At 69.6% G+C, this 23,352-nt stretch carries 22 protein-coding genes and 1 riboswitch; of the genes, 3 read left to right on the forward strand and 19 right to left on the reverse strand.

Translation table 11 applies throughout. The features are described 5' to 3' along the window. Positions 1 to 10: 10 nt before the first annotated feature. From OYT95_RS05380 to OYT95_RS05400, 5 genes are all read right to left on the reverse strand, one after another. Entirely contained in the window at positions 11 to 3,265 is a 3,255-nt protein-coding gene (locus OYT95_RS05380; RefSeq protein ID WP_037244861.1) for an error-prone DNA polymerase, read from the reverse strand. Positions 3,266 to 3,409: 144 nt separating this feature from the next. After that, complete coding sequence (locus OYT95_RS05385) at positions 3,410 to 4,156, reverse strand: (2Fe-2S)-binding protein (protein ID WP_268790925.1); 747 nt, start codon at positions 4,154 to 4,156, stop codon at positions 3,410 to 3,412. After that, a complete protein-coding gene (locus tag OYT95_RS05390) occupies positions 4,149 to 4,925 on the reverse strand; it encodes an ABC transporter ATP-binding protein (protein ID WP_268790926.1) in 777 nt (258 codons plus the stop codon). Before OYT95_RS05390 ends, OYT95_RS05385 begins: the two co-directional genes overlap by 8 nt. Further along, positions 4,922 to 6,010, reverse strand: coding sequence for a FecCD family ABC transporter permease (locus tag OYT95_RS05395; RefSeq protein ID WP_037244851.1), 1,089 nt, complete (start codon positions 6,008 to 6,010; stop codon positions 4,922 to 4,924). The genes OYT95_RS05390 and OYT95_RS05395 overlap by 4 nt, the downstream gene beginning before the upstream one ends. Further along, entirely contained in the window at positions 6,007 to 7,002 is a 996-nt protein-coding gene (locus OYT95_RS05400) for an ABC transporter substrate-binding protein (RefSeq protein ID WP_268790927.1), read from the reverse strand. The genes OYT95_RS05395 and OYT95_RS05400 overlap by 4 nt, the downstream gene beginning before the upstream one ends. A gap of 93 nt (positions 7,003 to 7,095) precedes the next feature. Next, positions 7,096 to 7,226: riboswitch (cobalamin riboswitch) on the reverse strand. Between the two features lie 103 nt (positions 7,227 to 7,329). On the opposite strand from OYT95_RS05400, the gene OYT95_RS05405 reads away from it, so the two are divergent. Together OYT95_RS05405 and OYT95_RS05410 are read left to right on the forward strand one after the other, a co-directional pair. After that, positions 7,330 to 9,450: an MMPL family transporter gene (locus tag OYT95_RS05405; RefSeq protein WP_268790928.1), complete on the forward strand. Its 2,121-nt coding sequence runs from the start codon at positions 7,330 to 7,332 to the stop codon at positions 9,448 to 9,450. Positions 9,451 to 9,482: 32 nt separating this feature from the next. After that, a complete protein-coding gene (locus OYT95_RS05410; protein WP_268790929.1) occupies positions 9,483 to 11,477 on the forward strand; it encodes an SDR family oxidoreductase in 1,995 nt (664 codons plus the stop codon). A 5-nt stretch (positions 11,478 to 11,482) separates the two neighbouring features. Here the strand turns inward: OYT95_RS05410 and OYT95_RS05415 are convergent, their stop codons facing one another. From OYT95_RS05415 to OYT95_RS05455, 9 genes are all read right to left on the reverse strand, one after another. Continuing rightward, complete coding sequence (locus tag OYT95_RS05415; RefSeq protein WP_268790930.1) at positions 11,483 to 12,361, reverse strand: sucrase ferredoxin; 879 nt, start codon at positions 12,359 to 12,361, stop codon at positions 11,483 to 11,485. Between the two features lie 29 nt (positions 12,362 to 12,390). Then, positions 12,391 to 12,969: a YdeI/OmpD-associated family protein gene (locus tag OYT95_RS05420; protein ID WP_268790931.1), complete on the reverse strand. Its 579-nt coding sequence runs from the start codon at positions 12,967 to 12,969 to the stop codon at positions 12,391 to 12,393. A gap of 10 nt (positions 12,970 to 12,979) precedes the next feature. Then, complete coding sequence (locus tag OYT95_RS05425) at positions 12,980 to 13,492, reverse strand: hypothetical protein (protein ID WP_037244836.1); 513 nt, start codon at positions 13,490 to 13,492, stop codon at positions 12,980 to 12,982. Positions 13,493 to 13,528: 36 nt separating this feature from the next. After that, a complete protein-coding gene (locus OYT95_RS05430) occupies positions 13,529 to 14,503 on the reverse strand; it encodes a R2-like ligand-binding oxidase (RefSeq protein WP_037244834.1) in 975 nt (324 codons plus the stop codon). Positions 14,504 to 14,655: 152 nt separating this feature from the next. Beyond that, positions 14,656 to 15,441: an alpha/beta fold hydrolase gene (locus tag OYT95_RS05435; protein WP_268790932.1), complete on the reverse strand. Its 786-nt coding sequence runs from the start codon at positions 15,439 to 15,441 to the stop codon at positions 14,656 to 14,658. A 40-nt stretch (positions 15,442 to 15,481) separates the two neighbouring features. Next, complete coding sequence (locus OYT95_RS05440; RefSeq protein WP_268790933.1) at positions 15,482 to 15,865, reverse strand: VOC family protein; 384 nt, start codon at positions 15,863 to 15,865, stop codon at positions 15,482 to 15,484. A 145-nt stretch (positions 15,866 to 16,010) separates the two neighbouring features. Then, complete coding sequence (locus OYT95_RS05445; RefSeq protein WP_268790934.1) at positions 16,011 to 16,613, reverse strand: dihydrofolate reductase family protein; 603 nt, start codon at positions 16,611 to 16,613, stop codon at positions 16,011 to 16,013. Continuing rightward, positions 16,606 to 18,159, reverse strand: a complete 1,554-nt coding sequence (locus OYT95_RS05450; protein WP_037244826.1) for a DNA polymerase Y family protein — start codon at positions 18,157 to 18,159, stop codon at positions 16,606 to 16,608. The genes OYT95_RS05445 and OYT95_RS05450 overlap by 8 nt, the downstream gene beginning before the upstream one ends. Beyond that, positions 18,156 to 18,995, reverse strand: coding sequence for a hypothetical protein (locus OYT95_RS05455; protein ID WP_268792202.1), 840 nt, complete (start codon positions 18,993 to 18,995; stop codon positions 18,156 to 18,158). The genes OYT95_RS05450 and OYT95_RS05455 overlap by 4 nt, the downstream gene beginning before the upstream one ends. Before the next feature lie 211 nt (positions 18,996 to 19,206). Between OYT95_RS05455 and OYT95_RS05460 the strand changes: the two genes are divergently transcribed. After that, positions 19,207 to 20,418 (forward strand): serine/threonine-protein kinase, encoded by a 1,212-nt coding sequence (locus tag OYT95_RS05460; RefSeq protein WP_037244821.1) that lies wholly within the window; start codon positions 19,207 to 19,209, stop codon positions 20,416 to 20,418. Between the two features lie 12 nt (positions 20,419 to 20,430). On the opposite strand, the gene OYT95_RS05465 is transcribed toward OYT95_RS05460, so the two are convergent. The 5 genes from OYT95_RS05465 to OYT95_RS05485 are packed head-to-tail and all read right to left on the reverse strand — an operon-like array spanning position 20,431 to position 23,229. Further along, positions 20,431 to 21,090, reverse strand: a complete 660-nt coding sequence (locus OYT95_RS05465) for a response regulator (RefSeq protein ID WP_015889975.1) — start codon at positions 21,088 to 21,090, stop codon at positions 20,431 to 20,433. 39 nt (positions 21,091 to 21,129) lie between these two features. Further along, complete coding sequence (locus OYT95_RS05470) at positions 21,130 to 21,573, reverse strand: RDD family protein (protein WP_268790935.1); 444 nt, start codon at positions 21,571 to 21,573, stop codon at positions 21,130 to 21,132. Continuing rightward, complete coding sequence (locus tag OYT95_RS05475; RefSeq protein WP_268790936.1) at positions 21,570 to 22,415, reverse strand: WXG100-like domain-containing protein; 846 nt, start codon at positions 22,413 to 22,415, stop codon at positions 21,570 to 21,572. The genes OYT95_RS05470 and OYT95_RS05475 overlap by 4 nt, the downstream gene beginning before the upstream one ends. After that, positions 22,415 to 22,729, reverse strand: coding sequence for a WXG100 family type VII secretion target (locus OYT95_RS05480; protein ID WP_268790937.1), 315 nt, complete (start codon positions 22,727 to 22,729; stop codon positions 22,415 to 22,417). The genes OYT95_RS05475 and OYT95_RS05480 overlap by 1 nt, the downstream gene beginning before the upstream one ends. Then, positions 22,726 to 23,229 carry a YbaB/EbfC family nucleoid-associated protein gene (locus tag OYT95_RS05485; protein WP_268790938.1) on the reverse strand — a complete coding sequence of 168 codons (504 nt, stop codon included), beginning with the start codon at positions 23,227 to 23,229 and terminating at the stop codon, positions 22,726 to 22,728. The genes OYT95_RS05480 and OYT95_RS05485 overlap by 4 nt, the downstream gene beginning before the upstream one ends. Positions 23,230 to 23,352 lie beyond the last annotated feature (123 nt).

Here is a 23,352-nt window from a genome sequence, read left to right on the forward strand (position 1 = left end):
CGGTGCCTGCTCACCTGAAGTCCCTGGATTTGGCGGACACCCGCAAATCCATCAGCTGCAGCCGATCCGCCACCACCGTCACCGCCCCCTCCGCGTTCTGCACCTTGCCGCGGATCAGCAGTGCGGGCGCCGTGTTGGCGAGCTTGCGGTACTTCGCCCACAACCCCACCGAACACACCACGTTGACCATCCCGGTCTCGTCCTCGAGGTTGATGAACGTGACCCCCGCGGCCGTCGCCGGGCGCTGCCGGTGGGTCACCGCCCCACCCACCAGAACCCGGTCGCCATCGGGGACATCGAGCAGGTGCGCAGCCGGGATCACCCCGAGCGCGTCGAGTTGCGGGCGCAGGAACTGGGTGGGGTACGTGTCCGGTGACACCCCGGTGGCCCACACGTCCGCCGCGGCCAGTTCGAGATCGCTCATCCCCGGCAGGGTCGGCGCGCGGGTGGACGCCCCGATCCCCGGCAGCCGGTCGCGGCGCTCCCCCGACGCGGCGCCCGCCGCCCACAACGCCTCCCGTCGGGACAACCCGAAACTGTCGAGAGCACCTGCGGTAGCCAGCGATTCGGCTTGCGCCGTACTCAGTTCCACCCGGCCCGTGAGGTCGAGGAACGACGTGTACGGACCTCCCTGGCCGCGGGAGTCGACGATCCGCTCGGCCAGCGCGGTCCCGATGTGCCGCACCTCCCCGAGCCCGAGACGCACCTCCGTCCCGCCCGCCTCGACGGTGGCGTGCGCGAGACTCGCATTGATGTCCGCACCGTGCACCTGCACCCCGTGCCTGCGGGCGTCGGCCACCAGCGACTGCGGCGAGTAGAACCCCATCGGCTGCGCCCGCAGCAGACCGGCGCAGAACGCCGCCGGGTGATGCAGCTTGAACCACGACGAATAGAACACCAGGGCGGCGAAACTCTGCGAATGACTTTCGGGGAAACCGAAATTCGCGAAAGCGTACAGCTTCTCGTAGATCCGGTCGGCCACGTCCTCGCCGATCCCGTGCATCTCCCGCATGCCCTGGTAGAGCCGCCCCCTCAGCCGTTCCATCTTCTCGGGCGACCGCTTGGACCCCATCGCCCGGCGGAGCTGGTCGGCCTCGGCCGGGCTGAAACCCGCCACGTCGACCGCCATCTGCATCAACTGCTCCTGGAACAGCGGCACACCCAGCGTCCGCTTCAGCGCCTTCTCCAGGGACGGGTGGTCGTAGGTCACCGGTTCGAGCTTGTTGCGGCGGCGGATGTACGGGTGCACCGATCCGCCCTGGATCGGACCGGGGCGGATGAGCGCCACCTCCACCACCAGGTCGTAGAAGTTCCGCGGTTTCAGCCTCGGCAGGGTGGCCATCTGGGCCCGCGACTCCACCTGGAACACCCCCACCGAGTCCGCTCGCTGCAACATCTCGTAGACGGCCTCCTCGGAGAGGTCCAGCTGCGCCAGATCCACCTCGATCCCCTTGTGCTCGGCCACGAGGTCGATCATGTAGTGCAGCGCGGAGAGCATGCCGAGACCCAGCATGTCGAACTTCACCAGACCCACCGCCGCGCAATCGTCCTTGTCCCACTGCAGAACACTGCGGTTCTCCATGCGCGCCCACTCCACCGGGCACACGTCGGCGATCGGCCGGTCGCAGATCACCATGCCACCCGAGTGGATGCCGAGGTGCCGCGGAAACCCCTCGATCTGAGCGGCCAGTTCGAGGACGGCGGGCGGAATGTCGGTGCCGACCTCCTTCCCGATGCCACCCCAGCGGCTGACCTGTTTGCTCCACGCGTCCTGCTGCCCCTGCGAGAAACCCAGCGCCCGGGCCATGTCCCGCACCGAGGACTTTCCGCGGTACGTGATGACGTTCGCCACCTGCGCCGCGTACTGGCGGCCGTACTTGGCGTAGACGTGCTGGATGGCCTCCTCCCGCCGATCGGATTCGATGTCGACGTCGATGTCCGGCGGGCCGTCGCGTTCGGGCGAGAGGAAACGTTCGAACAGCAGCTTGTTGCGGACGGGATCCACGTTGGTGATGCCGATGGCGTAGCAGACGGCGGAGTTGGCCGCCGAACCCCGTCCCTGGCAGAGAATGTCGTTGTTCTTGCAGAACGACACGATGTCGTGGACCACCAGGAAGTAGCCCGGAAAGTTCAGCCCGGTGATGATGTCCAGTTCGTGCTCGATCTGCCGGTAGGCCTCCGGCCGGTCCGCCGGCGCACCGTAACGGCGGCGCGCTCCGTCCATCGTGAGCTGCCGCAGCCAGCTCGCCTCGGTGTGCCCGTCGGGCACGTCGAACGGTGGCAGTTGCGGCGCGATGAGCCGCAGGTCGAACGCACACTCCAGGCCGAGATCCGCGGCACCGCGAACGGCTTCCGGGTACGCGGCGAAGAGGTGCGCCATCTCCTCACCGGACCGCAGGTGCGCTCCCCCGGCGGGCGCCAGGTGCCCGGCCGCGTCGTCGAGGCTCTGACGGGCCCGGACTGCGGCCATCGCCATGGCCAGTCTCCGGCGCGGCGGTCCCGCGAAGTGCGCCGCCGTGGACGCGATCACCCGAAGTCCGTGCTGCTGTGCGAGTTCGGCGAGGGCGGCGTTGCGCTCACCGTCCTCCGCGATGCCGTGATGGGTGAGTTCCACCGTGACCCGATCGGCCCCGAACCGGTCGATCAGTTCCCGCAGCCGGGCGGCCGCGGCGTCCGGGCCACCGTCGGCCAGCGCCTGACGCACATGCCCTTTCCGGCACCCGGTCAGGATCTGCCAGTGCCCCCCGGCCGCGTGGGTGAGACGGTCGAGGTCGTAGCGCAGTGTGCCCTTCTCCCCGCCCGCGAGATGCGCCGCCGCGATCTCCCGGGAGAGCCGTCGGTACCCCTCCTGACCTCGCGCCAGTACCAGCAGATGCGCGTCGTCCAACGTCAGTTCGGACCCGAACACGGTGCGCATGTTCAGTTCCTTCGCCGCCTCCGCGAACCGGACCACACCGTAGAACCCGTCGTGGTCGGTGAGTGCGACGGCCTCGAGACCGAGCCGGACGGCCTCCTCCACCAACTCTTCCGGCGGGGAGGCGCCGTCGAGGAAACTGAACGCCGAGTGCGCGTGGAGTTCGGCGTACGGAACGGTGGAGCCGGCGCGCTCCTGACGGCCCGCCCGGTACTCCCCCCGCTTGCGGGACCACGCGGGGCTGTCGCCGCCGTCGCCCGGATACAGCGACTCCGGGTTGACCCGCCCCGGCCTGCCCGACAGGACGCGCTCCATCTCGGACCACGTCGGCGGACCGTTTCCCCAACCCATCTGGCACACCTCTTCATGTCGCGCACGTGCCGTGCCGAAACCATGGAAGATGCCGCTGGGGAAGACGCATCATTCGAACGGGAGTTCGAACACTTTCAGTCTGCCATCACACGCACGGACCGGTCAACGCGGGGCCACCCGGACTCACGTCACGAGCGCGGCCAGACCTCTCAGACGGTCCTCGGCCGGCCTCCTCGGGCAGCTCACGCATTTGCCCGACCCGGGGGTCTCGTAGATCAGGCAGCACGACGCCCGCTGCGTGAACCGGCGTGACAGTGACCCGGCCCAGACGTCGACGAACCGCGGGTCCGGCATCACCACACCGACGCGGCGGAGTGCGTCCACCAGCCCCCGGGCGAAGATGCTGCCGCGTGCGCGATCGCCGCACGCCGTTCCCGCGTCGAGTGCCCGGTTGGCGATCGAATCCGTCGTGATCGCCCACATCGCGGCCTGCCGCACCCCGGACGCCGCGGCGAGAGCGTCGATGATCGGCGTCAGCGCCGCGGCCATCTCGGACGCCAGCTCGGAGAGCCCCCCGGTGACCGGCAGCGCCGACGACGCGGTGAGACCGCCGAGATACCCGTCGTCCCGCAGGAATGCCACGGCGTCGCCGAGCCTCGGCCGGGCGGCGACACCCGTGACGAGCGCGGTCGCGATCGGAATCCCGGTCAGTGTCGAGCTGGCCGAGTACCACCACAGGGTGCCGTTGACCCGGGGATCGTCGCTGCCCCACCGCGTCGCCGTGTCCGCGACCCGGTCCGCGAGCCAGCCGGGATCGGTCAGGCGCACGCCCGGGAACGAGGTGGCGCCGGGTTGCAGCGCGATCTGGTCGGCGATCATCGGGACGCGGCGGGCGGTCAGCTCGTACGCACGCCGTAGTTGCTCATCCATCGGCCAACCCCAGGATCTCCATCGACAGGCGCGGCGTCGACCGCACGACGGCGCGGATGCCGAACACCCCGCCGAGCACGGCGTCGTCCAGCACGTCGGCGGGCGGACCGGTGCTGATCACCCGTCCATCGTGCATCACGGCCAGCGTGTCGCAGTACTCGACGGCCAGCCGGAGGTCGTGCATCGTCACGACGATCGCGAGACCGTCGCACGCGAGGTCACGCAGCAGGGTCATCACCGTCAGCTGATGCCGCAGATCGAGGTGGTTGGTGGGTTCGTCGAGCAGCAGGACCCTCGGCTGCTGCGCGAGCGCCCGGGCGATCGACACCCGCTGACGCTCCCCGCCCGACAGCGCCTGGACGTCGCGACCCGCGAGTTCGGCCAACCCCACCTGACGTACGCACGTCTCGACGATCTCGCCGTCGGCGCCGTTCGCCCGTTCGAACCAGCCCCGATGCGGAACGCGTCCGAGCGAAACGGATTCGCGCACGGTCAGTCCCGCGGACACCCGCGGTTCCTGGGTGCTCGCCCCGATGGTGCGGGCCAGTTCCCGCCGGCCCAGATCGGCTGCGTCCGTTCCGTCGACGACGACGGCGCCCCCGGTCGGGGTGAGCGCGCGGTAGCAGCAGCGCAGCGCGGTGGTCTTGCCGGAACCGTTGGGCCCGACCAACGCCAGCACCTCCCCGGGACGAACGGAGAAGTCGACGCCGTGCAGCACTTCCCGCGCCCCGAGTTCGGCGCGGACCCGTTGCAGACTCAGCGCGGTCACTGCTCGGCCCTCCGATACTGCCGGTAGAGCATCCACACGAAGATCGGCGCTCCCACGAGCGCGGTGACGACGCCCACCGGGACCTCGATGCTCCGCGCGACCGACCGCGCGGCCGTGTCCGCCGCGACCATCGCGATCGCGCCGAGGAATGCGGCGACGGGCAGCAGCCTGACCGCCCGGGCGCCCACGACGTACCCGGCCAGGTGCGGCACCAGCAGGCCGATGAAGCCGATGCCGCCGGCGACGGACACCGCGGCCCCGGCCAGCATCGACACCCCGAGCAACTGCAGCACGCGGAAGCGCCGCACGTTCATGCCGAGAGCGGCGGCGCCGTCGTCGCCCGCCTGCAGCAGGTCGATACGGCTCGCGCTCAGCATCATCGCCGCCCCGACTGTCCCGAGAGCCACGGCCGGGAAGATCGCCGTCGACCAGCGCGAGTCGCCGAATCCGCCCGCCAGCCAGTGCATCACCGAACTCAGTTGATGCTCGTCGGCGACGACCAGGATCGAGAAGGTGATGAGAGCCGAGAACACCTGCGCCGACGCGACACCCACGAGGATGACCGCCGTCGGCTGCGGATACCGTCCGCCGATCGCCAGCGACAGGAACAGCGGCACCAGCGCGCCCAGGAACGCCGCGACGGGAATGGTGAACGCGCCGAGCGCTCCCACCCCGAGCCCGAGCACCGTCACCACCACCACGCCGAAACCCGCCCCCGAGGACACACCGAGCAGGTAGGGATCGGCCAGTGGATTGCGCGTCACCGCCTGCGCCACGGCGCCGGCCAGGGCCAGCGCCGCCCCGACTGCCGCCGCGGTCAGCGCCCGCGGCAGCCGGGAGTCGAGGACGATCGATTCCCGCGCCTGCGACCACCAGGACTCGAATGCACCGGGGGCCAGCCGGTGCGCGACGATCGCCCAGACGTCGCCGACCGGGATGCGCACCGAACCGAACGACACCGCGAGTCCGACGACGAACAGAGTCGTCAGCGCGAGCAGCACCATCAGGCCCGCGAAACCGAGGCGTGCGCGGGCCGGGTGCGGCGCCTGCACCGCTGGCGCCGCGCGTTCTGCGGTGACGGTCATCGCGCGCCGACGACGTCCGGATGCAGTGCCCGCGCGATCGTCTCCACCGACCGCACCAGGCGCGGGCTCTCGAAGAAGTCGTCGAGCGGCACCACCACGAACCGGCCTGCCTTCACCGCGGGCGTCGTCGACATGATCGGGTGCGACTTCAGGAAGTCGATCTTCGCCTGCGCACTCGTCGTGCCGTAGTCGAGGACGACGATCGCCTCCGGGGCGCGTTCACCGATGATCTCCCAGGTGGACTTCGAATACGGCTTCTCCCCCTCGGCGAAGAGGTTGGCCGCACCCGCGTGGTCCGCGATGAGCTGGCCGACTCCCACCCCGCCGATCGTCAGCGGGACGTCCTCGCCGGAATCGTAGAAGAACGTGGGAACCGGGGCGGTGCCGGCGATCTCGTCGCGCACGGCCTGCAGTCCGGACGTCACCCGGTCGGTGATCGCCCGCGCCTCGTCGGGGACTCCGAGGATCTCGCCGAGCTGCGTGTAGTCGCTGCGCAGCAGACCGATGTCGGGGAATCCCTGCCCGCAGTACTCGGAGAACAGGAAGGTGGGAATGCCCTGGTCGCCGAGGGATTCGCGCGACCGCCCCTCCTTCTCGTCGAACGCGCTCCGCATTCCGCCGACCACCAGGTCGGGGTCGAGGTCGAGGATCTGTTCCCGGGTCGGGTATTCCTTCGCGAGTTTCGGGATCTTCGCGAAGGCGTCCGCGAACTCCGGCAGCGGGGTCGCGTCGCCGTAACCCGTGCCGACGATGCGGTCGCCGGCCCCCATCTCGATCAGCACCTCGGTGACGTGATCGTTCATGCTGACGATGCGCTGCGGCGGGGCGTCGAACGTCTCCGTTCGATCGCAGTTGGTGACGGACACCGGCTCGGCGAAGGATTCGGCGGAAGCGGTCTGCCCCACGGACTCCCCGCGCGAACAACCGGCGACCAGCAGCGCGGCCACCGCGAGCGTGACCAGACCGGTACTTCTGAACAACTGACCGTGCATGTAAACCTCATTGCGGCTCAGAGCCACGAATGAGAAGTCAGCAGACGCCTGTTCGGCGCCTGCAGGACTCCGCTTCGTAGACCACGACGAAAAGGATGTCGCACACCCCACGCGGGTAATCGGGCTCGCCACCGAAAGGATCTGGTGGCCTACCGTTGCGGGTCAGCGCCGGATTCGGACCGGCTTCCCCCGTGCGTGTGGCTGCAAGTGCGATGCCGAGTATGCACGATTTGCCGGGAGCCGCATCACACCCCCGTCGGTGACACCCCGATCCGCACTACAGTCGGCAGTCGCAGCTGCCCGCCCCAGACACGCCGGAGATGACGCATGACACGTTGGGCCTCGACCGTTGTTTCACGCAAATGGTGGGTCCTGAGCCTCGCCGTCGTCGCCGTTCTGGTGAGCGGCGCGTGGGGCACCGGTGTCTTCGCGAAACTCAGCTCGGGCGGGTTCACCGATCCCGGTAGCGAATCCGCCGAGGTGGCCCGGATCGTCCAGGACAACCTGGGTCCGCAGACACCCGACATCATCGCCATCTACACCGCACCCGACGGAAAGACCCTGGACGACATCGGCCCCGAGGTCACCGCGAGCCTCGACCGGTTCGCCGCCGAGGTGCCGACGTATTCGGTGACGTCCTACTGGACCGCGGACGCGGCCAGGAAGCAGCTGATGGTGTCGGAGGACGGCACCAAGGCGTCCGCCGCGATCACCGTCGACCCGGACGCCGGAATCACCGCCGCCACGTTCGACGACCTGCTGCCGAAGCTCGCGGTGGAGGGCATCGACACCGAGTTCGCGGGCAATTCGGTGGTGGGTGTGGCGTTCAACAACCGGCTGCAACAGGACCTGGTGCTGGCCGAGGCGATCGCGCTCCCGATCACTCTCGTGTTGCTGGTCTTCATCTTCGGCGGGCTGGTGGCCGCCGCCGTTCCGGTGTTCGTCGGGCTGCTCTCGATCTTCAGCGCCCTGGCCACCCTGCGCCTGCTGACCCTGTTCACCGACGTCAGTTCGTTCGCGATCAACGTGGCGTCCCTACTCGGCCTCGGGCTCGCGATCGACTACGGCCTGTTCATCGTCGGACGTTTCCGCGAGGAACTCGAGTCCGGCGCAGACGTCGCCGAGGCGACCCGGCGCACCGTCCTGACCGCGGGTCGCACCGTGTTGTTCTCCGGTCTGCTTCTCGTGTGCGCGTTCTCGGGCATGCTCGTGTTTCCGCAGGACGTGATCAAATCGCTCGGGTTCGGTGCGATGGCCGCGGTCGCGAGCGCGGCCCTGCTGTCGCTCACTGCGGTCCCGGCGCTGCTCGCGATCCTTGGTCATCGCATCAACGCGCTGACCTGGCGCAAGGATGCGGCGCAGCGCGGGGAGGTTCGCGCCCGCACGTTCTGGGGCTCCGTCGTCACCTGGGTGATGCGCCGGCCGGTCGCCATCGCGGTCGGCATCGTCGCGGGGTTGATGGTCCTCGCGTCGCCACTGCTCAGCGCGTCACTCGGCGAGGTCACGTACACGGCGCTGCCGGAGAACGATCCTGCCCGCATCGCCACCGACACGCTCACCACCGAATTTCCCACCACCGGAAACGGCGCCACCCTCATTCTCCGGGGCACCGACGGCAGCGCCCCCACGGCCGCCGACGGCGCCGCGGTCGCCCAGGCCGCGGGCCGGGTGGAGGGCATCGGGGCTGCCACCGTCGTCGCGTCCGGCAACGAACTGGTCGCGGTCCAGGCCGTCTACGCCGAGGGAGTCACCACCGACGACCAGAGCGCCGCGGTGGACGGTCTCCGTGCCATCTCGCCGCCCGAGGGAACCGAACTCCTCGTCGGCGGCGGTCAGGCGACCGTCGACGACGGCAACGCCGCGATCGTGCACTGGATGCCGGTCATGATCGCCATCATGGTGGGTTCGACGCTCGTGCTGCTGTTCCTGGCGTTCGGCTCGGTGGTGCTGCCGATCAAGGCGGTCGCGATGGCGGGGTTGAGCCTCGCCGCCACGTTCGGTGTGCTCACGTGGATCTTCGAGCTGGGTCACGGCGCGAGTCTGCTCGGGGTCAGTCCGGCACCGCTCGAGGCGACGTTCGTGGTCCTCATCCTCGCCGTGGTCTTCGGCCTGTCGACCGACTACGAGGTGTTCCTGATGTCACGCATGGTCGAGGCGCACGAGGCGGGCGCGACCACGGAGGAGGCGGTGCGCTTCGGCACCGAGCGCACGGGCCGCATCGTGACGGCCGCGGCGCTGCTGCTCGTGGTGGTGACCGGAGCGTTCACCATCTCCGGTCTGTCGATCATGAGGTTCCTCGGTGTGGGCATGATCGTCGCGCTCCTCGTCGACGCGACGGTGGTCCGCATGCTCCTCGTTCCGTCCCTCGTGAAGCTGATGGGCGAGGCCAACTGGTGGGCTCCGGCCTGGATGAAGAAGGTGCACGCCAAGGTGGGTCTCGGCCACTAGTGCATTATCTTACTTTGGAGTAAGTTCGGGTCATGGCCACCTACCTCGTCACCGGCGGGACCGGATTCCTGGGTCGGCACGTGCTGCCCCTGATCCTCGACCGCGACGCATCAGCTGAGATCCACGTCCTCGTCCGGCGCGCGTCCGTCGCGCGGTGGGAGGCGCTCATGGACGGCATGCCCGGCGGCGAGCGGGTGCATCCGCTGATCGGCGACCTGACCGAGCCCGGCCTCGGAATCACCTCTGCGCCGGCGGCCGATCACGTCGTGCACCTCGGAGCGATCTACGACCTCACGGCGGGCGACGAACAGGCCACCACGAACGTCGACGGCACCCGCTCGGTGATCGCGCTGGCACGGGAACTCGATGCGACTCTGCACCACGTCTCGTCCATCGCCGTCGCGGGGGATCACGAAGGTCCGTTCAGGGAAACCGATTTCGATCTCGGGCAGGGATTCCCCACCCCGTATCACCGCACCAAATTCGAGGCGGAGAGGCTGGTCCGGGAAGCCGAGGGCCTGCGGTGGCGCATCTACCGCCCCTCCGCGGTGGTCGGCAGTTCGGTCACGGGCGAGATGGACAAGATCGACGGCCCGTACTACCTCTTCCCCGCCGTCGCGGCGCTCGCGAAACTCCCCTCGGCCCTACCCGTGGCCGTCCCCCGGATCGGATCGACCAACGTCGTACCCGTCGACTACGTGGCGGCGGCCATCGTGGAGTTGATGTCGGCGCCGGGACGGGACGGCCAGACGTTCCATCTCGTCAATCCGCGTCCCCAGCCGGTCCGCGAGATCTACGCCGCGCTCGCCGAGGCCGCCGGCGCTCCGCATGCCGCAGCCGACCTGCCCGGCGGCCTGGTTCGCCCCTTCCTCACTCCCACCCCCGACTCGGCCCTCGACACGGGCCGCAAGGTGGTGCTGAGCGCTCTCGGCATCCCTCCGGTGCTCGTCGAGAACATGACCCTGCCCACGGTGTTCGTGAACGACGACACGCGGGAGGCGCTGCGCGGCACAGGCATCGACGTCCCGCGGTTCGCGTCGTACGCCGACAGGCTGTGGTCGTACTGGCGCGAGAACCTCGATCCGGATCGGGCGCGCCGGCCCCATCCCGCCGGACCGCTCGTGGGCAGGCACGTGGTGATCACCGGGGCGTCGTCCGGGATCGGCCGGAGTTCCGCGATCGCGACGGCCCGCAAGGGGGCGAAGGTGATTCTCCTCGCCCGGCGCACCGAGGAACTCGACGCCGTGGTGGCCGAGATCCGCGCGACGGGCGGCGAGGCCTACGGCTACCCCTGCGACATCACCGACGACGAGTCGGTCGAGCACACCGTCAAAGCCATTCTCGCCGAACATGATCACGTCGACATGCTCGTCAACAACGCCGGCCGGTCGATCCGTCGGGGCCTCTACCACTCGACGGACCGGCTGCACGATTTCGAGCGGACCATGGCCGTCAACTATTTCGGCGCGGTCCGGCTCGTCCTCGCCTTCCTCCCGCAGATGCGCGAGCGGCGATTCGGGCACATCGTCAACATCAGCAGCGCCGGGGTCCAGGGCGCGACGCCGCGGTTCGCCGCCTACGTCGCCAGCAAGTCGGCCCTCGACGGCTTCACCGACGTCGCGGCGTCCGAAACCCTCTCGGACGGAATCACGTTCACCACCATCCACATGCCACTGGTCGAGACGCCGATGATCGCGCCCACCGGGCGGTACAACGTCGGACCGATCACCTCCCCGGAGAAGGCGGCCGCAATGGTCGTCCGGGCGCTCATCGAACGGCCCAAGCGCATCGACGTCCCGACCGGGACGCTCGGGGAACTCGGCCACGTCTTCGCACCCGCCGTCAAGGATCGCGTGATGCACCAGATGTATCGCATGTTCCCCGATTCCCCGGCGGCGAAGGGGCAGAGCACGGACGACGCGGCCCCGGCGCCTCAGCTCACGCCGGAACCCCGCCACCACACGTCGTCGGTGCTCGGCCGCGCCGCCCGGAAGGTCGGAAGGCTGGTGCCCGGCACCCACTGGTGACCGCCTCAGGGGGCGAGGGCGCGAACTCCGGTGGCGACGACCGGTCGCACCGGCTTCGGCGCCGCCCCGCAACTCGCCGGCCGGGGCGGCAGTTCCCGCTCCTCCAGGTCGACCACCCAGCGGCGCCCGTCACGATGCGCGACAACCGAGTTCGCGTCCACCGTGAGTTCGTCCGCGCCCGTGTCCACGAGATCCCGGACGGCGAGTTCCGCCACCTGCCCCGGCGCATTCCAGCAACTGCGGCCGCGCAGCCCGGTCGGGTACACCTCGCCCCGGGCGCCGGCGCGGACCGCGTCGACGCTCTCCTGCGCCGACAGCCGGCCGTAGGTGTACCCCGTCGGCAGCAGGATCAGCGAGGGCGCGAACCGATGCCCACCCGTGTGCGAGCACTCCCACACCGCGTCGCCGAACTCCGCGGCCAGGCCCGCCGCGACCGGCCGTCCGAGGACGGCGCAGCACTGGTCCCTCTTCCCGTGCGCGCACACGAGGACGACCGGGTCCGTCACCGGCGTGCCGAGACCGGGTGCGGTTCCCGCGATCAGTCCGAGGTCCAGGTCGAGCAGGTCTTCCGGGTAGGCGATCTCGAGCCGCTCGCACCACGACCGCGCGGGATGCGACTGCGCCAGCAGCACCGTCCGCCGATCCGGGGCCGCGGTGCTGCGGCCCGGCCGGCGGATGAACATGACCCGCACCCCGGCGGCGTCGGCGCGGGCGTCCAGCTCACGGGCCAGGTCCTGTCCGAGGGCGGTGCCGTCGAGCACGTCCCGGCCCCACGCACCGGGGAACTCCAGGCACACCCAGCCCGTGACGTGCGCAGCGGTGCCCGCGAGGGGTTCGTCGGTCGCGGACAGAGCGGAGCAGGTGGCGGTGATCGTGTCAGGCACGGTGTCATTGTGTCAGTCGCGAAAATCGGTCAGTCATGGAACTTCCTGCGCTCCGACAACTGCTGGACGAACTTCTCGATACGGCGGGCACGCGTCTCCGGGCGGGTGGCGTCCTGCAGACGGTAATAGACGGCGTACCGGTTGTGGCTGTCGAGTGTTGCGTAGAAGGCCTCGGCCTCGGGGTTCTGCGCGAGGGCATCCAGGAAGTCCTGCGGTATCTGCGCCGCCTTCTGTCCTGCGTACGCGCGGTCCCAGCGACCGTCGGCCCTCGCCCGCTCCACCTCCTCCGCGCCCGCGGGCTCGAGGAGACCGGCCTCGGCCAGTTTCTCCGCGAACTCCCGGTTCCGCTTCGACCACGGGCTTCGTGACGAGCGTGGGGTGAACCGCTGCACGAAGAAGTCGTCGTCGACGCGGCGGACCTGGCTGTCGATCCAGCCGTAGCACAGCGCGACCTCGAGAGCCTGGTCGTAGTTGATCGACGAATGCGCCGACCCCTTCTTGGCCATCTTCAGCCAGATGCCGGGTGAGGAGTCGTGATGAGCGCCGAGCCATTCCCGGAACTCGGCCTGTCCGGCGAAGTACTCGACGCTCAGCTCGGCAGCACACATGTGCCCGAATCTAGCGGGAGAACAGTCTTCCCGCCCAGACCCGGACGAATCCCTGGGAAAGATATCCGAGCGCCCCGAGCGCCAGCACCCATTTGGTGACGCTGACCGCACTGGTGGTCCGCACGGTCGCGTCGGTGATGTGCTCGCGATGAGACAGCAGATACAGCCCGACGACGTTCTCGGCGTAGTCGCCCGCCGCGGAGATCACCGGGGCGGCCGCCAGCACCTTCTGCGTTCTCGGCGACAGCGGTGTCAGCTCCGCCAGACGTCGTGCGCCCGTGCGCAGCGCGACCGCGTAGATCACGGGATGGACGAAGTCCGGGTAGTAGTGGCTGCGATAGCGCGCCGTCTCGGCGTCGGTCATTCCGTCGAGGATCGCCGTGTAGGACCGGGCGGACCGGGCCGTCTGGATGTCGGCGAGCCGGGGTGCGACCGGGCCGAGGAGCCGGACGATGTTCGCCTGCGAGATCACGAATGCTGCGGACCAGCCGAGGAGTCTGCGGTCGAGTGCGGTGAGCGCCATGAGCCGATCCTGCCATTCGCCACCGCACCGCGTGCCTCAGCCCGCGGCCTCCGACATCGCCTTGGCATCCTCCTCGCCGAACTTCTCCTCGAGGGCCTCGGGTGAGTAATCCAGATCGATCTCCTCGACCGGGCGTCCGCGCGCCGACTCGATCGCCCCCAGCCGGCGCTGCGCCCGGTCTGCGGCGTACGCGATGAACTCCTGGTCGTCGAGCCCGTACGGCTGGACCTCGAATTGCTTGTTGACCCAGTCGATCATGCCCAGTGCCATCGGCATCAGCTCCGCCATCCGCTCCTGGACGACACCCCAGTTGCTGTCGTCGGCGGCGACGTGCCGGCGACAGGTGAACGTTCCCCACGCCATGTGGCGTCGTTCGTCGTCGCCGATCCTGCGGACCAGTTCCTGCATGCCCGGCAGGATCCCGCGCGTCGTGCACACCTTCTGCCACGCGTAGTACCCGGTGAGCGCGAGACTGCCCTCGATGACGTGGTTGTAGGTGACGCTGGCCCGCACCTGATTGGCCGGGCTGGGATCGGTCTCGAGCACCTTCAGCGATCCGGGCAGCTCCTCGTAGAACAACTGCCGGTAGTACGGGTTCTCGGCGACGAAGGGGTGCAGGTCTCGTGTGAGGCCCACCGCGTCCATCCACAACCGGAACACCTGGGTGTGCTTGGCCTCCTCGAAACAGAACTGCGTCAGGTACATCTCGTCGCCGAAGCGCCCCTCGGCGGCCATCGCCTTCATGAACGGCTGGATGTCCTCGGTGACCGCTTCCTCACCGGCGATGAACTGTGCGACCAGATACGTGGAGTTGCGCTGCTGCTCCGAATTCAGTCCCTCCCAGTCCTCCGCGTCCCGGCTGAAGTCGAGGTCCGTGGGGTTCCAGAACTTGGCGTTGCCCTTCGTGAACAGCCGCAACGGGAACGCGTCCCAGTTGAGGCCCCCCGCGCGGAGCGAGCTGAACCCTTGCCTGCCGGGCGCGTAGGGGCGTCCGGGCGTGAGTGTCGACATCGTTGGCCTTCTTCCGGACGTGCGGAAGACGTCGTCGGACGCCCCGCAGCTTCGGGGCGCTCGTCGTGACAACCGTCTCGTTCCGAGCCCCCGCTTCGGTTCCCACGCTAGTCCTGCCAAAGCCGTCACGGTTTACATTTTCGGACTTTTTGTCAGCTCGTCCCGGGCTTCATCAGGAACGGCAGGACCGCCGCCGCGAAGTCGTCGTAGCGGTCACGGTGAATGCTGTGCCCGCTGCGGAACACCACCACCCGGCAGTTCTGTATCGCCGCCACCGCGGACTCGAGTCTGCGCGGATCCACCATTCCGCCCGGACCACCCCGCAGGATGAGCGTGTCGGCCTCGATGTCCGGCAATCTGTCCCACCACAACGGATCCGGGCGGCGGAACTGCTCGAGCGCCGAACCCGTCATCGACCGATCGAAGGCGAACGCCGCCCGCGGATGCCGGATCAGGCTCGTCGTCGCGTGCCACAGCTCCGGCAGCGACGGCAGCCGATTCGCGAAGACCTGTTCCGGGTCACCGGGACGCAACGGGAGCGGTGCCTCCTCGATCACCAGCCGGCGAACCAGCCCGGGAGAGGCCTGGGCCGCGAGCGACGCCGCATGACCACCGAGCGAATGCCCGACGAGATCCACCCGCGTCAGCCCGAGGTTGTCGCACACCTCCACCACGTCCGCGCCGAACTCCTCGAACAGATACGACGTGGCGCGGGCACTGCGACCGTGCCCCCGCAGGTCCAGGACGAGGACGCGTCGCCCGCGGGCGACGAGTGCGCGGGCGAAGCGGTCCCAGGTGCCGCCGTCACCGCCCATCCCGTGCACCAGAACCACCGGCACGGGATGGACGTCCGACGACCCCGGCACCGAGGACTCGCCACTGTCTCGGTAGGCGATCTCGATACCGGCGCGCGTCGGGGTAGTCCTGCTCGTCTCCACGAGAATCCAGACTAGCGAGTACGGACACCCCGCCCGCGGACTACTGGCCCGACCCGTACGGGCGGGTGATGATCTCCAGATAGTGACCGGACGGGTCGAGGAAGTAGACGCCCCGCCCGCCGTCGTTGGTGTTGATGGTGCCCGGCAGCGTCTGCCGCGGATCCGCCCAGTGATCGAGACCCCACTCGACGATCAGACCGTAGATCCGGTCGAAGTCGTCCTCTCCGACGAGGAACGCGTAGTGCTGCGGCTGGAATTCGATCGGCGGTTCCGCGAAGTCGAGAGAGACCCCGTTCTCGAGGGCGACCGCCAGGAAATGGCCGGCAGGCACGGCGTCCGGCAGTCCGAACAACGTGGTGAAGAAGGTCGCCGACTCCTGCTTGTTCTTGGCAGCGACGATCGTGTGGTTGAAAGAAATGGTCACAGTCGACCCTTTCGAGGTATGCCACGAACCGACGGTGCGGCTGTGGCGGGCCTCCATGCCTGGCGCTGTCCGCCACCGGCACGCGACCCTCTGCACAGCAAAGCATTTCGAACGGCCGGTTCGCAAGGCAGATCGTCTGGGCGGGTTACACCGCCCGCCCCACCCGATAACGCAGCGTGACGACCCCGGAGTCGTACCCCTTCGACTCCAGCAACGTCAGCGCATGCATCCCGGTGTCCTCGTCGAGCAGCCTGCGCCCGTGCCCCAGCAGGATCGGCACCACGTGCAACTGGATTTCGTCGACCCGTTCGGCGGCGAGCAGTGCCCGCGCGAGGGTGATGCTCCCCCAGACGATCATGTCGCCACCCGGCTCCTGCCGGAGTTGCTCCACGCGCTCGACGGCGTCGCCCGGCCACAGCTGCGCCGGCTCCCGATCCCCCCACGGGGCACTGTCCAGCGTCGAGGAGAACACGAGTTTCGGGATCGAGTTGACGGTCTCGGCCACGACCTCACCCCGAGCCTGTTCGGTGGGCCAGTAGTCCGAGAACATCTGGTACGTCCTGCGCCCCAGCAGGACGAGGTCCGTGTCGGCGAGCAGATGGAGGTTGTACCGGTCCACCTCACCGTAATCCGGCACCGCATCGAAGAAGTCCAGCTCGCCGGACCGCCCGGCGACGAACCCGTCGAGACTCGTCAATTCCTGGACGACGACCCTGCGATGCGATGCGTCCCGCTCTGTGTCACTCATAGATTCCCTCCACCGCCCAGCGGCCTGCCGTGCAGATCACCAGCAGCGCCCGCGACTCTTCCAGCAGCACCTGGGCCCGGGCCGCCGTCCGGGCGGCCGGAGGGTCCCACCACCGCTCGTCCACCGGCCACGGTCCGGCCCATCCGCACACCGCCCACTCTCGGCTCCCCCACCGCAACCGCGCGGGAGGCGCGCTGAACACACCACGTTCCGTGACCGTCACAGCCATACCCCGCTCGTCCGACATCCACACCTCCGGATACGCGGTCAGCACCGCGGCAGGCGCCGGTTCCGGCAACGTGCCCGGCCACGGCTCCGACGGATCGTTGCGCGGAATCAACTCGTCACCCAACGGCAGCAACGTGATGCGCTCCGCCGGGCCCCGCCCACCGCTGAGGACCCCCACCTGCACGGCTTCCCCGCCGAGCAGACCCTGCACCCGCACCAGAGCCCGCCGAGCCCGCTCGTCCTGGTCGCCGACCCCACCCCACAGCCCCAGCTGCAGGGCGCCTGCCGCCACCACTTCCACCGGTTCGAGCCGCAGGACGGCGATACCGGCGGTGGGCCGCTTCTCGCTGCGCCCGGTCAGCCACCCGTCCAGCTGCCACCGCACCCGGTCCGCCGTCGCCTCCGGGGTCAACGGTTCCGCACACCTCCAGATCCGGGACAGTTGCTCACCGTTGCCGGTGCTCGCCGAGATCGACAGCCGGGTGCAGGCCACCGCGGCGTCCGACAGTGTGCGATGAAGCTTCTCCGCCAGCGCACGCCCGGCGAAGGCGGCGGCGTCGACCCGTTCGATGACGGGATCGCACCGTTCCTCGACCTCCAGGTCGGGAGGCAGGGACCGCCCCGACGGCGGACGCTCCGGTTCACCCCGCGCGGCCCGATGTGCCAGCACCGCATCGGTTCCGAACCGCGAGGCCACATCGCCCGCCGACAGCCCGGCGAAACTGCCGATCGTGCGCAACCCCAGCCGGTGCAGCAGATCGACCAGCTCACCGCGGTGGGGTGCCGCAAGGCTCGGCTCCGCGGCCAGTTCCCGCATCGGGAGCGGCGCCAGGAAGGCCGCCCCCTCACCGGGTGGCACGAGAGTTGCTCTGCGCGCGGCGATCACGGCCGTGGACAGCTGATCGGCGATGCCGACCTGACACTCCACCCCCACCGCCGACACCTGATCCACCAACCGTTCCGCGGCGGCTTCCTCCGAACCGAAGTACCGGGCGACACCGCGAGCGGACAGCACCACGAGACCGGGCCGCAGCACCTCGACACCGGGGGCCACCGCGTCGACGGCCGAGGCGACCGGCTCGAACAACCGCGCGTCGCGGTCGGGATCGGCTGTCACCACGTGCAACCGAGGGCACCGGGCCTGGGACTCGCGGCGGCGCAGACCTCTGCGCACCCCGTCCGCGCGGGCCGGAGCCGAGCAGGCGATCACCCGATTCCCCGACGTCACCGCCACCGGATGAGTCGGCGGGAGGTCCGCGGCAGCCGCCGCCGCGACGGCGGGCCAGTCGGGGCACCACAACGCCAGCACCCGGCTCACAGACCCACCACCTCCACCGGCGCAGGGAACGGGGCATTCTCGAGCGGCACCACCGATTCCGGGGTACTCACCCATTCCACCCGGCCCTGCGCCGACCGCACGTCCAGCCGGGTGGTGCGCGGCTGGAACGACCGCCCCCGGGCGCACACCGCCAGGCTGAGGGAACGCAACCGCCCGCATCCCCGGTCCTGAGATCCGTTGCCCAGTCCGGCGTATCCGTGCACCTGGGCTTCCAGCCGCATCTCCGCGCCGTCCCAGTGCCCGTCCGTGACGACCAGGGTCGACCCCTTGCTCCGGGCCCGGGCCACCACCGCACGCGCCCGGGACGGCGCCACCGACGCCCCTCCCAGTCCGAGCACCACCAGATCCATTCCGTCCAGCAGCACCGCGGCGATCTCCACCGGATCGGCACCCGGGTCGGGGATCAGGGCCAGCCGTTCCAGTTGCGCCCCCATCTCGACCGCTGCCAGCACCCCGAGCCGGGGATGCCCGATCACCGCGACGTGTCCGCCGCCCGCGGTCACGGACGCGACCAACCCCAGCAGGAGCGAGGTGGCACCCGACACCGACACCACCGAACCGCGCACCAACCCGCCACGGGGAAGGAGTTCGGCCAGCGCAGCCGGAACCGGGAGTACCCCGGCAGCACGGGAATCGGGTGCTGCGGAAGTGCCCGTCGTGGGGAACGCACTCTCCACCGGGGCGCGGCCCGCCACCGATTCCCCGCGCGCGGGGACTGCGGCCATCCGTCGCCGGAGGTAGTCCAGACGCTCCTGCCGGGACAGCCCGGACAACTCGGGAGACCCCGGCACCGGAAACCCCGGCTCGCCGGCCACTTCAGCCAACTCGACACCCCTGACACTCGGCACCAACAGCGGTCGGCAACCACGGGGAAGACGCGGCTCGAACAGACGCTTTGTTCGAACGTATTTTCGAACTCATTTCAAGTAAAGCCGGTCGGTGGAGGCCCGTCAAGTGGACCCCGAACGGCCAGGTCAGGACCGTCGCGCATCCCGTGTCCGCACAATCCTCTAACCTGAACGCGTGATGGAGCAGGAGCAGAGCGAAAGGGGCATCGGACCCGAATACCTGGTGGCCGGAAGATACCGCCTGCGGTCCAAACTGGGCGGCGGTGGAATGGGCGCGGTCTGGCTCGCACGGGACACCCTGCTGCACCGCGACGTCGCCATCAAACAGGTCACCACGACGGCCGGGCTCGACCCCGACGAGGCCCGCCGTGTCCGCGAACGCACCATGCGGGAAGGGCGCAACGCCGCCAAACTCGCCCACAGCCATTCCATCGCGATGTACGACGTGGCACTCGAGGCCGGCGAGCCCTGGCTGGTCATGGAGTACCTGCCGTCCCGCAGCCTCGCCCAGGCGATGAACATCGCCGACACACTGCCCCCACTCGAGGTCGCGCAGATCGGCGCGCAGGTGGCCGACGCGCTCACCGCCGCGCACGCCGCCGGGATCGTGCACCGGGACATCAAGCCGGGCAACATTCTCGTCGCCGACCGCGGCCGGGAACTCGGCACCGTCAAGATCAGCGACTTCGGCATCGCCCGCGCCAAGGGCGACTCCGCCGACACCACGAACGGGGTCATCACCGGCACACCCGCGTACTTCTCCCCCGAGGTCGCCCGCGGCCAGGACCCCACCGAGGCCAGCGACGTCTTCTCGCTCGGTTCCACGCTGTACACCGTCGTCGAGGGCCAGCCACCGTTCGGGATCGACTCCGATTCCATCGCACTCCTGCACCGGGTCGCGAAGGCCGAGATCTACCGTCCCAGTAAGGCAGGGCCGCTCACCGACACGCTGCTGCACCTGCTCGAGCCCGACCCGGCGCGTCGTCCGACGATGGCCGAGGCCCGCGACGCCCTCGCCCGGGTGGCCATGGCCGGGGACGGGAACGTCGCGCACCTCGTCGGCTCGCCCGTCTATTCCGCAGACGGCACCATCCCGGCGTGGGCACAGCGCTCGACGCCGTTGCCCGACTCACGCCGGCGCAGCAAACTGGTGAGTTCCACCCAGGCCGGGCTGCCCGCGGTGCATCAGAGCACACCGTTGAAGAACGTGCCCCGTCCACTCGGCCGGTTGCAGTGGCCTCCGCGCCCGACGAAGCCCGCCCCCGGATCGCCGGCGCCTACTGTCCGCGATCAGGTGGTGGCGTGGGCGCCGATCGCCATGGGTGTCATGGTCGCGATCCTGATCCTGGCCGTGCTCGTGGCCGTGATCGTCCTCCTCGCCCAGCCCTGACACCCCGGGAGGTCAGTCGATCCGCCGTCGGTGCGCCCACCTCGTGAGCGCATTCCGGTTGGACTGCTGCGTCTTCCGCAGCACGTTCGACGCATGCGTTTCGACGGTCTTCACCGAGATCACCAGTTCCTCGGCGATCTCCCGGTACGTGTAGCCGCGCGCGAGCAGCCTCAGCACCTCCAGTTCCCGCGGCGTCAGCGAATCCAGCTCCGGATCCAACTGCGGCTCAGGAGCATTGGAACGTCCGGTGAAGGAGTCCAGCACGAATCCCGCGAGCCTCGGGCTGAACACGGCGTCACCGCCGGCGACCCGGCGCACGCCGTCGGCCAGTTCCGCGCCCGAGATCGTCTTGGTGACGTACCCGCGGGCGCCCGCGCGGATCACGGCGATCACGTCCTCGGCGGCGTCGGACACACTCAGCGCCAGGCACACCGGACCCGACTCGATGCCCCGCAGCACCGCGACACCGCCGCCGTCGGGCATGTGGACGTCGAGCAGCACGACGTGCGGTGACGTGGCGTTGATGCCGGACACCGCCTCCGCGACACCGCCCGCCTCGCCCACCACCTCCATGTCCGCTTCCCTGCCGAGTTCGGCGCGGACACCGGACCGGAACACGGCATGGTCATCGACGAGAAAGACACGGTACGGGGGTGTTTCAGGCAAAGTCACTGCAGCTGTTCCTCGCGTGGGCGGTAGTGTCACCCCACTCTAGAGCGTGTCGAATGATTCACTCCGTCGCCGCACCACCGCCGGCATCCCGTCTTCCCCGTCCTCGGGGGTATCCGATTGGACGGCGGCGACGGCACTTCGGAACCAGGCCTTCACCAGATATCCGAAGTTCGGCCACGTTCCGTCCTCCGGCCGCACGACGCAGAGACCCGTCATCCATTTGCCGAACGTCGCATGGAATCGCGCCTGAATCGCGGTCCGGTGGACGAACGAGAACACGAGCCACGCCGGTATCACGGCGAACCCCGCCGTCCCCTCGGCCGCATTCGGCGGCACCGACTGTCCGGCGGTCTGCACGACGTAGACGATGACACCGACCACGGCCGCGACAAGCGCGTGCAACGCGAGGTCCAGCACCAGGGCGACACCGCGCCGTAGGTGACCGGCGGGCCGGACTCGCCACAGGCTCTCGACTCCGTTCACGGCAGCCACCCGTCGATCTCGTCGCGGGCCCGCCGGGCGTCGTCATCGAGTCCGGTCCGGTCCAGCACCTCGCCGGCTACGGCCTCGGTGACCCGCGGTGTGCCGACCGTCTCCTCCTGCACGTAGGAGCCGAGCATGCCCCCGAACTGAGAGCGAGGGTCGGTGAACGTCAGCCCGAACGCACCGTTGACCGCCCCCTTCACGCCTCCCTGAACCGCACCTTTGCCGCCCGCCTCGGCGACGTTGCCCCAGTCCATACTGTCGCGCCGGCCCACGTGCACCTCATATTTCTGAAACGCGGCCTCGAGGCCCGCCTGGATCCCGGCGCCGGCCGCTGCACCCGACGCGGCCCGGGTGAGGATGGAGGTGATCAGCTGCCGGATGATCATCCGGACGGTGACCTGTGTGGCCGCTTCCGCCGCGAACGCGGCGGGACTCGCCGCACCGAACGTCATCGCGCTGGCCACGGCCACGGCGACGAGTTCGGCCGCCAGCGCCACCAGGGCCGCGATGATCGACAGTTTCGCGACCCGGATGTCGTCGGCCGACCAGTCGAGGGTGTCGCCGAGTTCGTCGAGCAACCCCGACAACTCGCGGAGCGCCCCGTCCGCACCGACCCGCGCCCAGTGCTCCGCCATCGCGGTGTCGACGTCACCATCGACTCCGGACATCGCCGACCGCATCGCGGCGTCGGCCTCCTCGACGATGTCGTCGAGCGAGGCGCCGGCGTCCTTCCACCCTTGCCCGAGCCGCTCCATCGCCGTTTCGTCCGCGTCGGGCCAGTCCGCCCCGACCACCTTCTCCGCCAGCCACCGGACACCGCCCGGAACCTCGATGCCCATCAGAACAGCCCGGCGAGGCTGGATGCGGTCCCGCGGTCGGTGTCGTCGAACGAGTCGGCGGTGCTCCTCAGCTCGGTCCCGAGCGCGGCCAGCGCCCCGACGGCGAACCCCAGCGAATGCTCGGCGACCTCCGCGGACGGCAGATACCCGTTCGCGAACGTCGTCCCGGTCTCGTCGCCGCCCCAGCACTCCCCCTCGGCCTCGAGGGTCGAGTGCAGTGTGGCGGCGACCTCAGCCATCCGCTGCGACAATGCGTCGAATCGGGGCGCGACGCTGCGCAGATGCGCCGGGTCCACCCACAGCTGCGCGCTCACTGCCACCCGTCCCGCAGGACCGGCCGATTCCACCGCGCGTCGTCGGGATCATCCGGGTCCAGGTCCCGATCGGCCGGGACGGCATCGACGCCAGGTTCGAGGCGCGGAAGGAAGTCCCGCAGACTCGGAGCGCCGGGCACGAGGTCCGGCAGATCCGGCAGGGTCTCGGTCGCGGACACGATCGATCCCATGATGCGCATCGACTCCGTGTGCGCGGCCTCGCCCGCACGCCGGGAGGCTTCCGTCATCGCACGTCCCAGCGACTCGGGGGTGGACCGCCGGAACACGTCCCGTGCGAGGCGCACGTCCACCACGCCGCCCACCGAGTTCACCACCACCTGCACCAGTCCGTCGGCCGACTCCGCACTCACCCGCAGCTGCGCCACCTGCTGCTGAGCGGCATGCAGATCCTGCGTCTGCCGGTCGAGCGTGGCCAGCATCGAATCGATCTGATCCTGCAACTCGTGCTCGCGCACGCGCAGACCCTCACGGTCGAACATGAAATCCCCCCTTGACATCTGGCGTCCCACCCCGCCGCAGCACGATGCGACCACACGACCCCCACAGTCGTATCGCCGGCGAACATTACCCCCTCACCGGGACAGCATGCGAGCAGACGGCGC

Origin of the sequence: Rhodococcus sp. JS3073 (assembly GCF_026810085.1) — a bacterium.
Taxonomy (GTDB): Bacteria; Actinomycetota; Actinomycetes; order Mycobacteriales; family Mycobacteriaceae; genus Rhodococcus_F; species Rhodococcus_F wratislaviensis.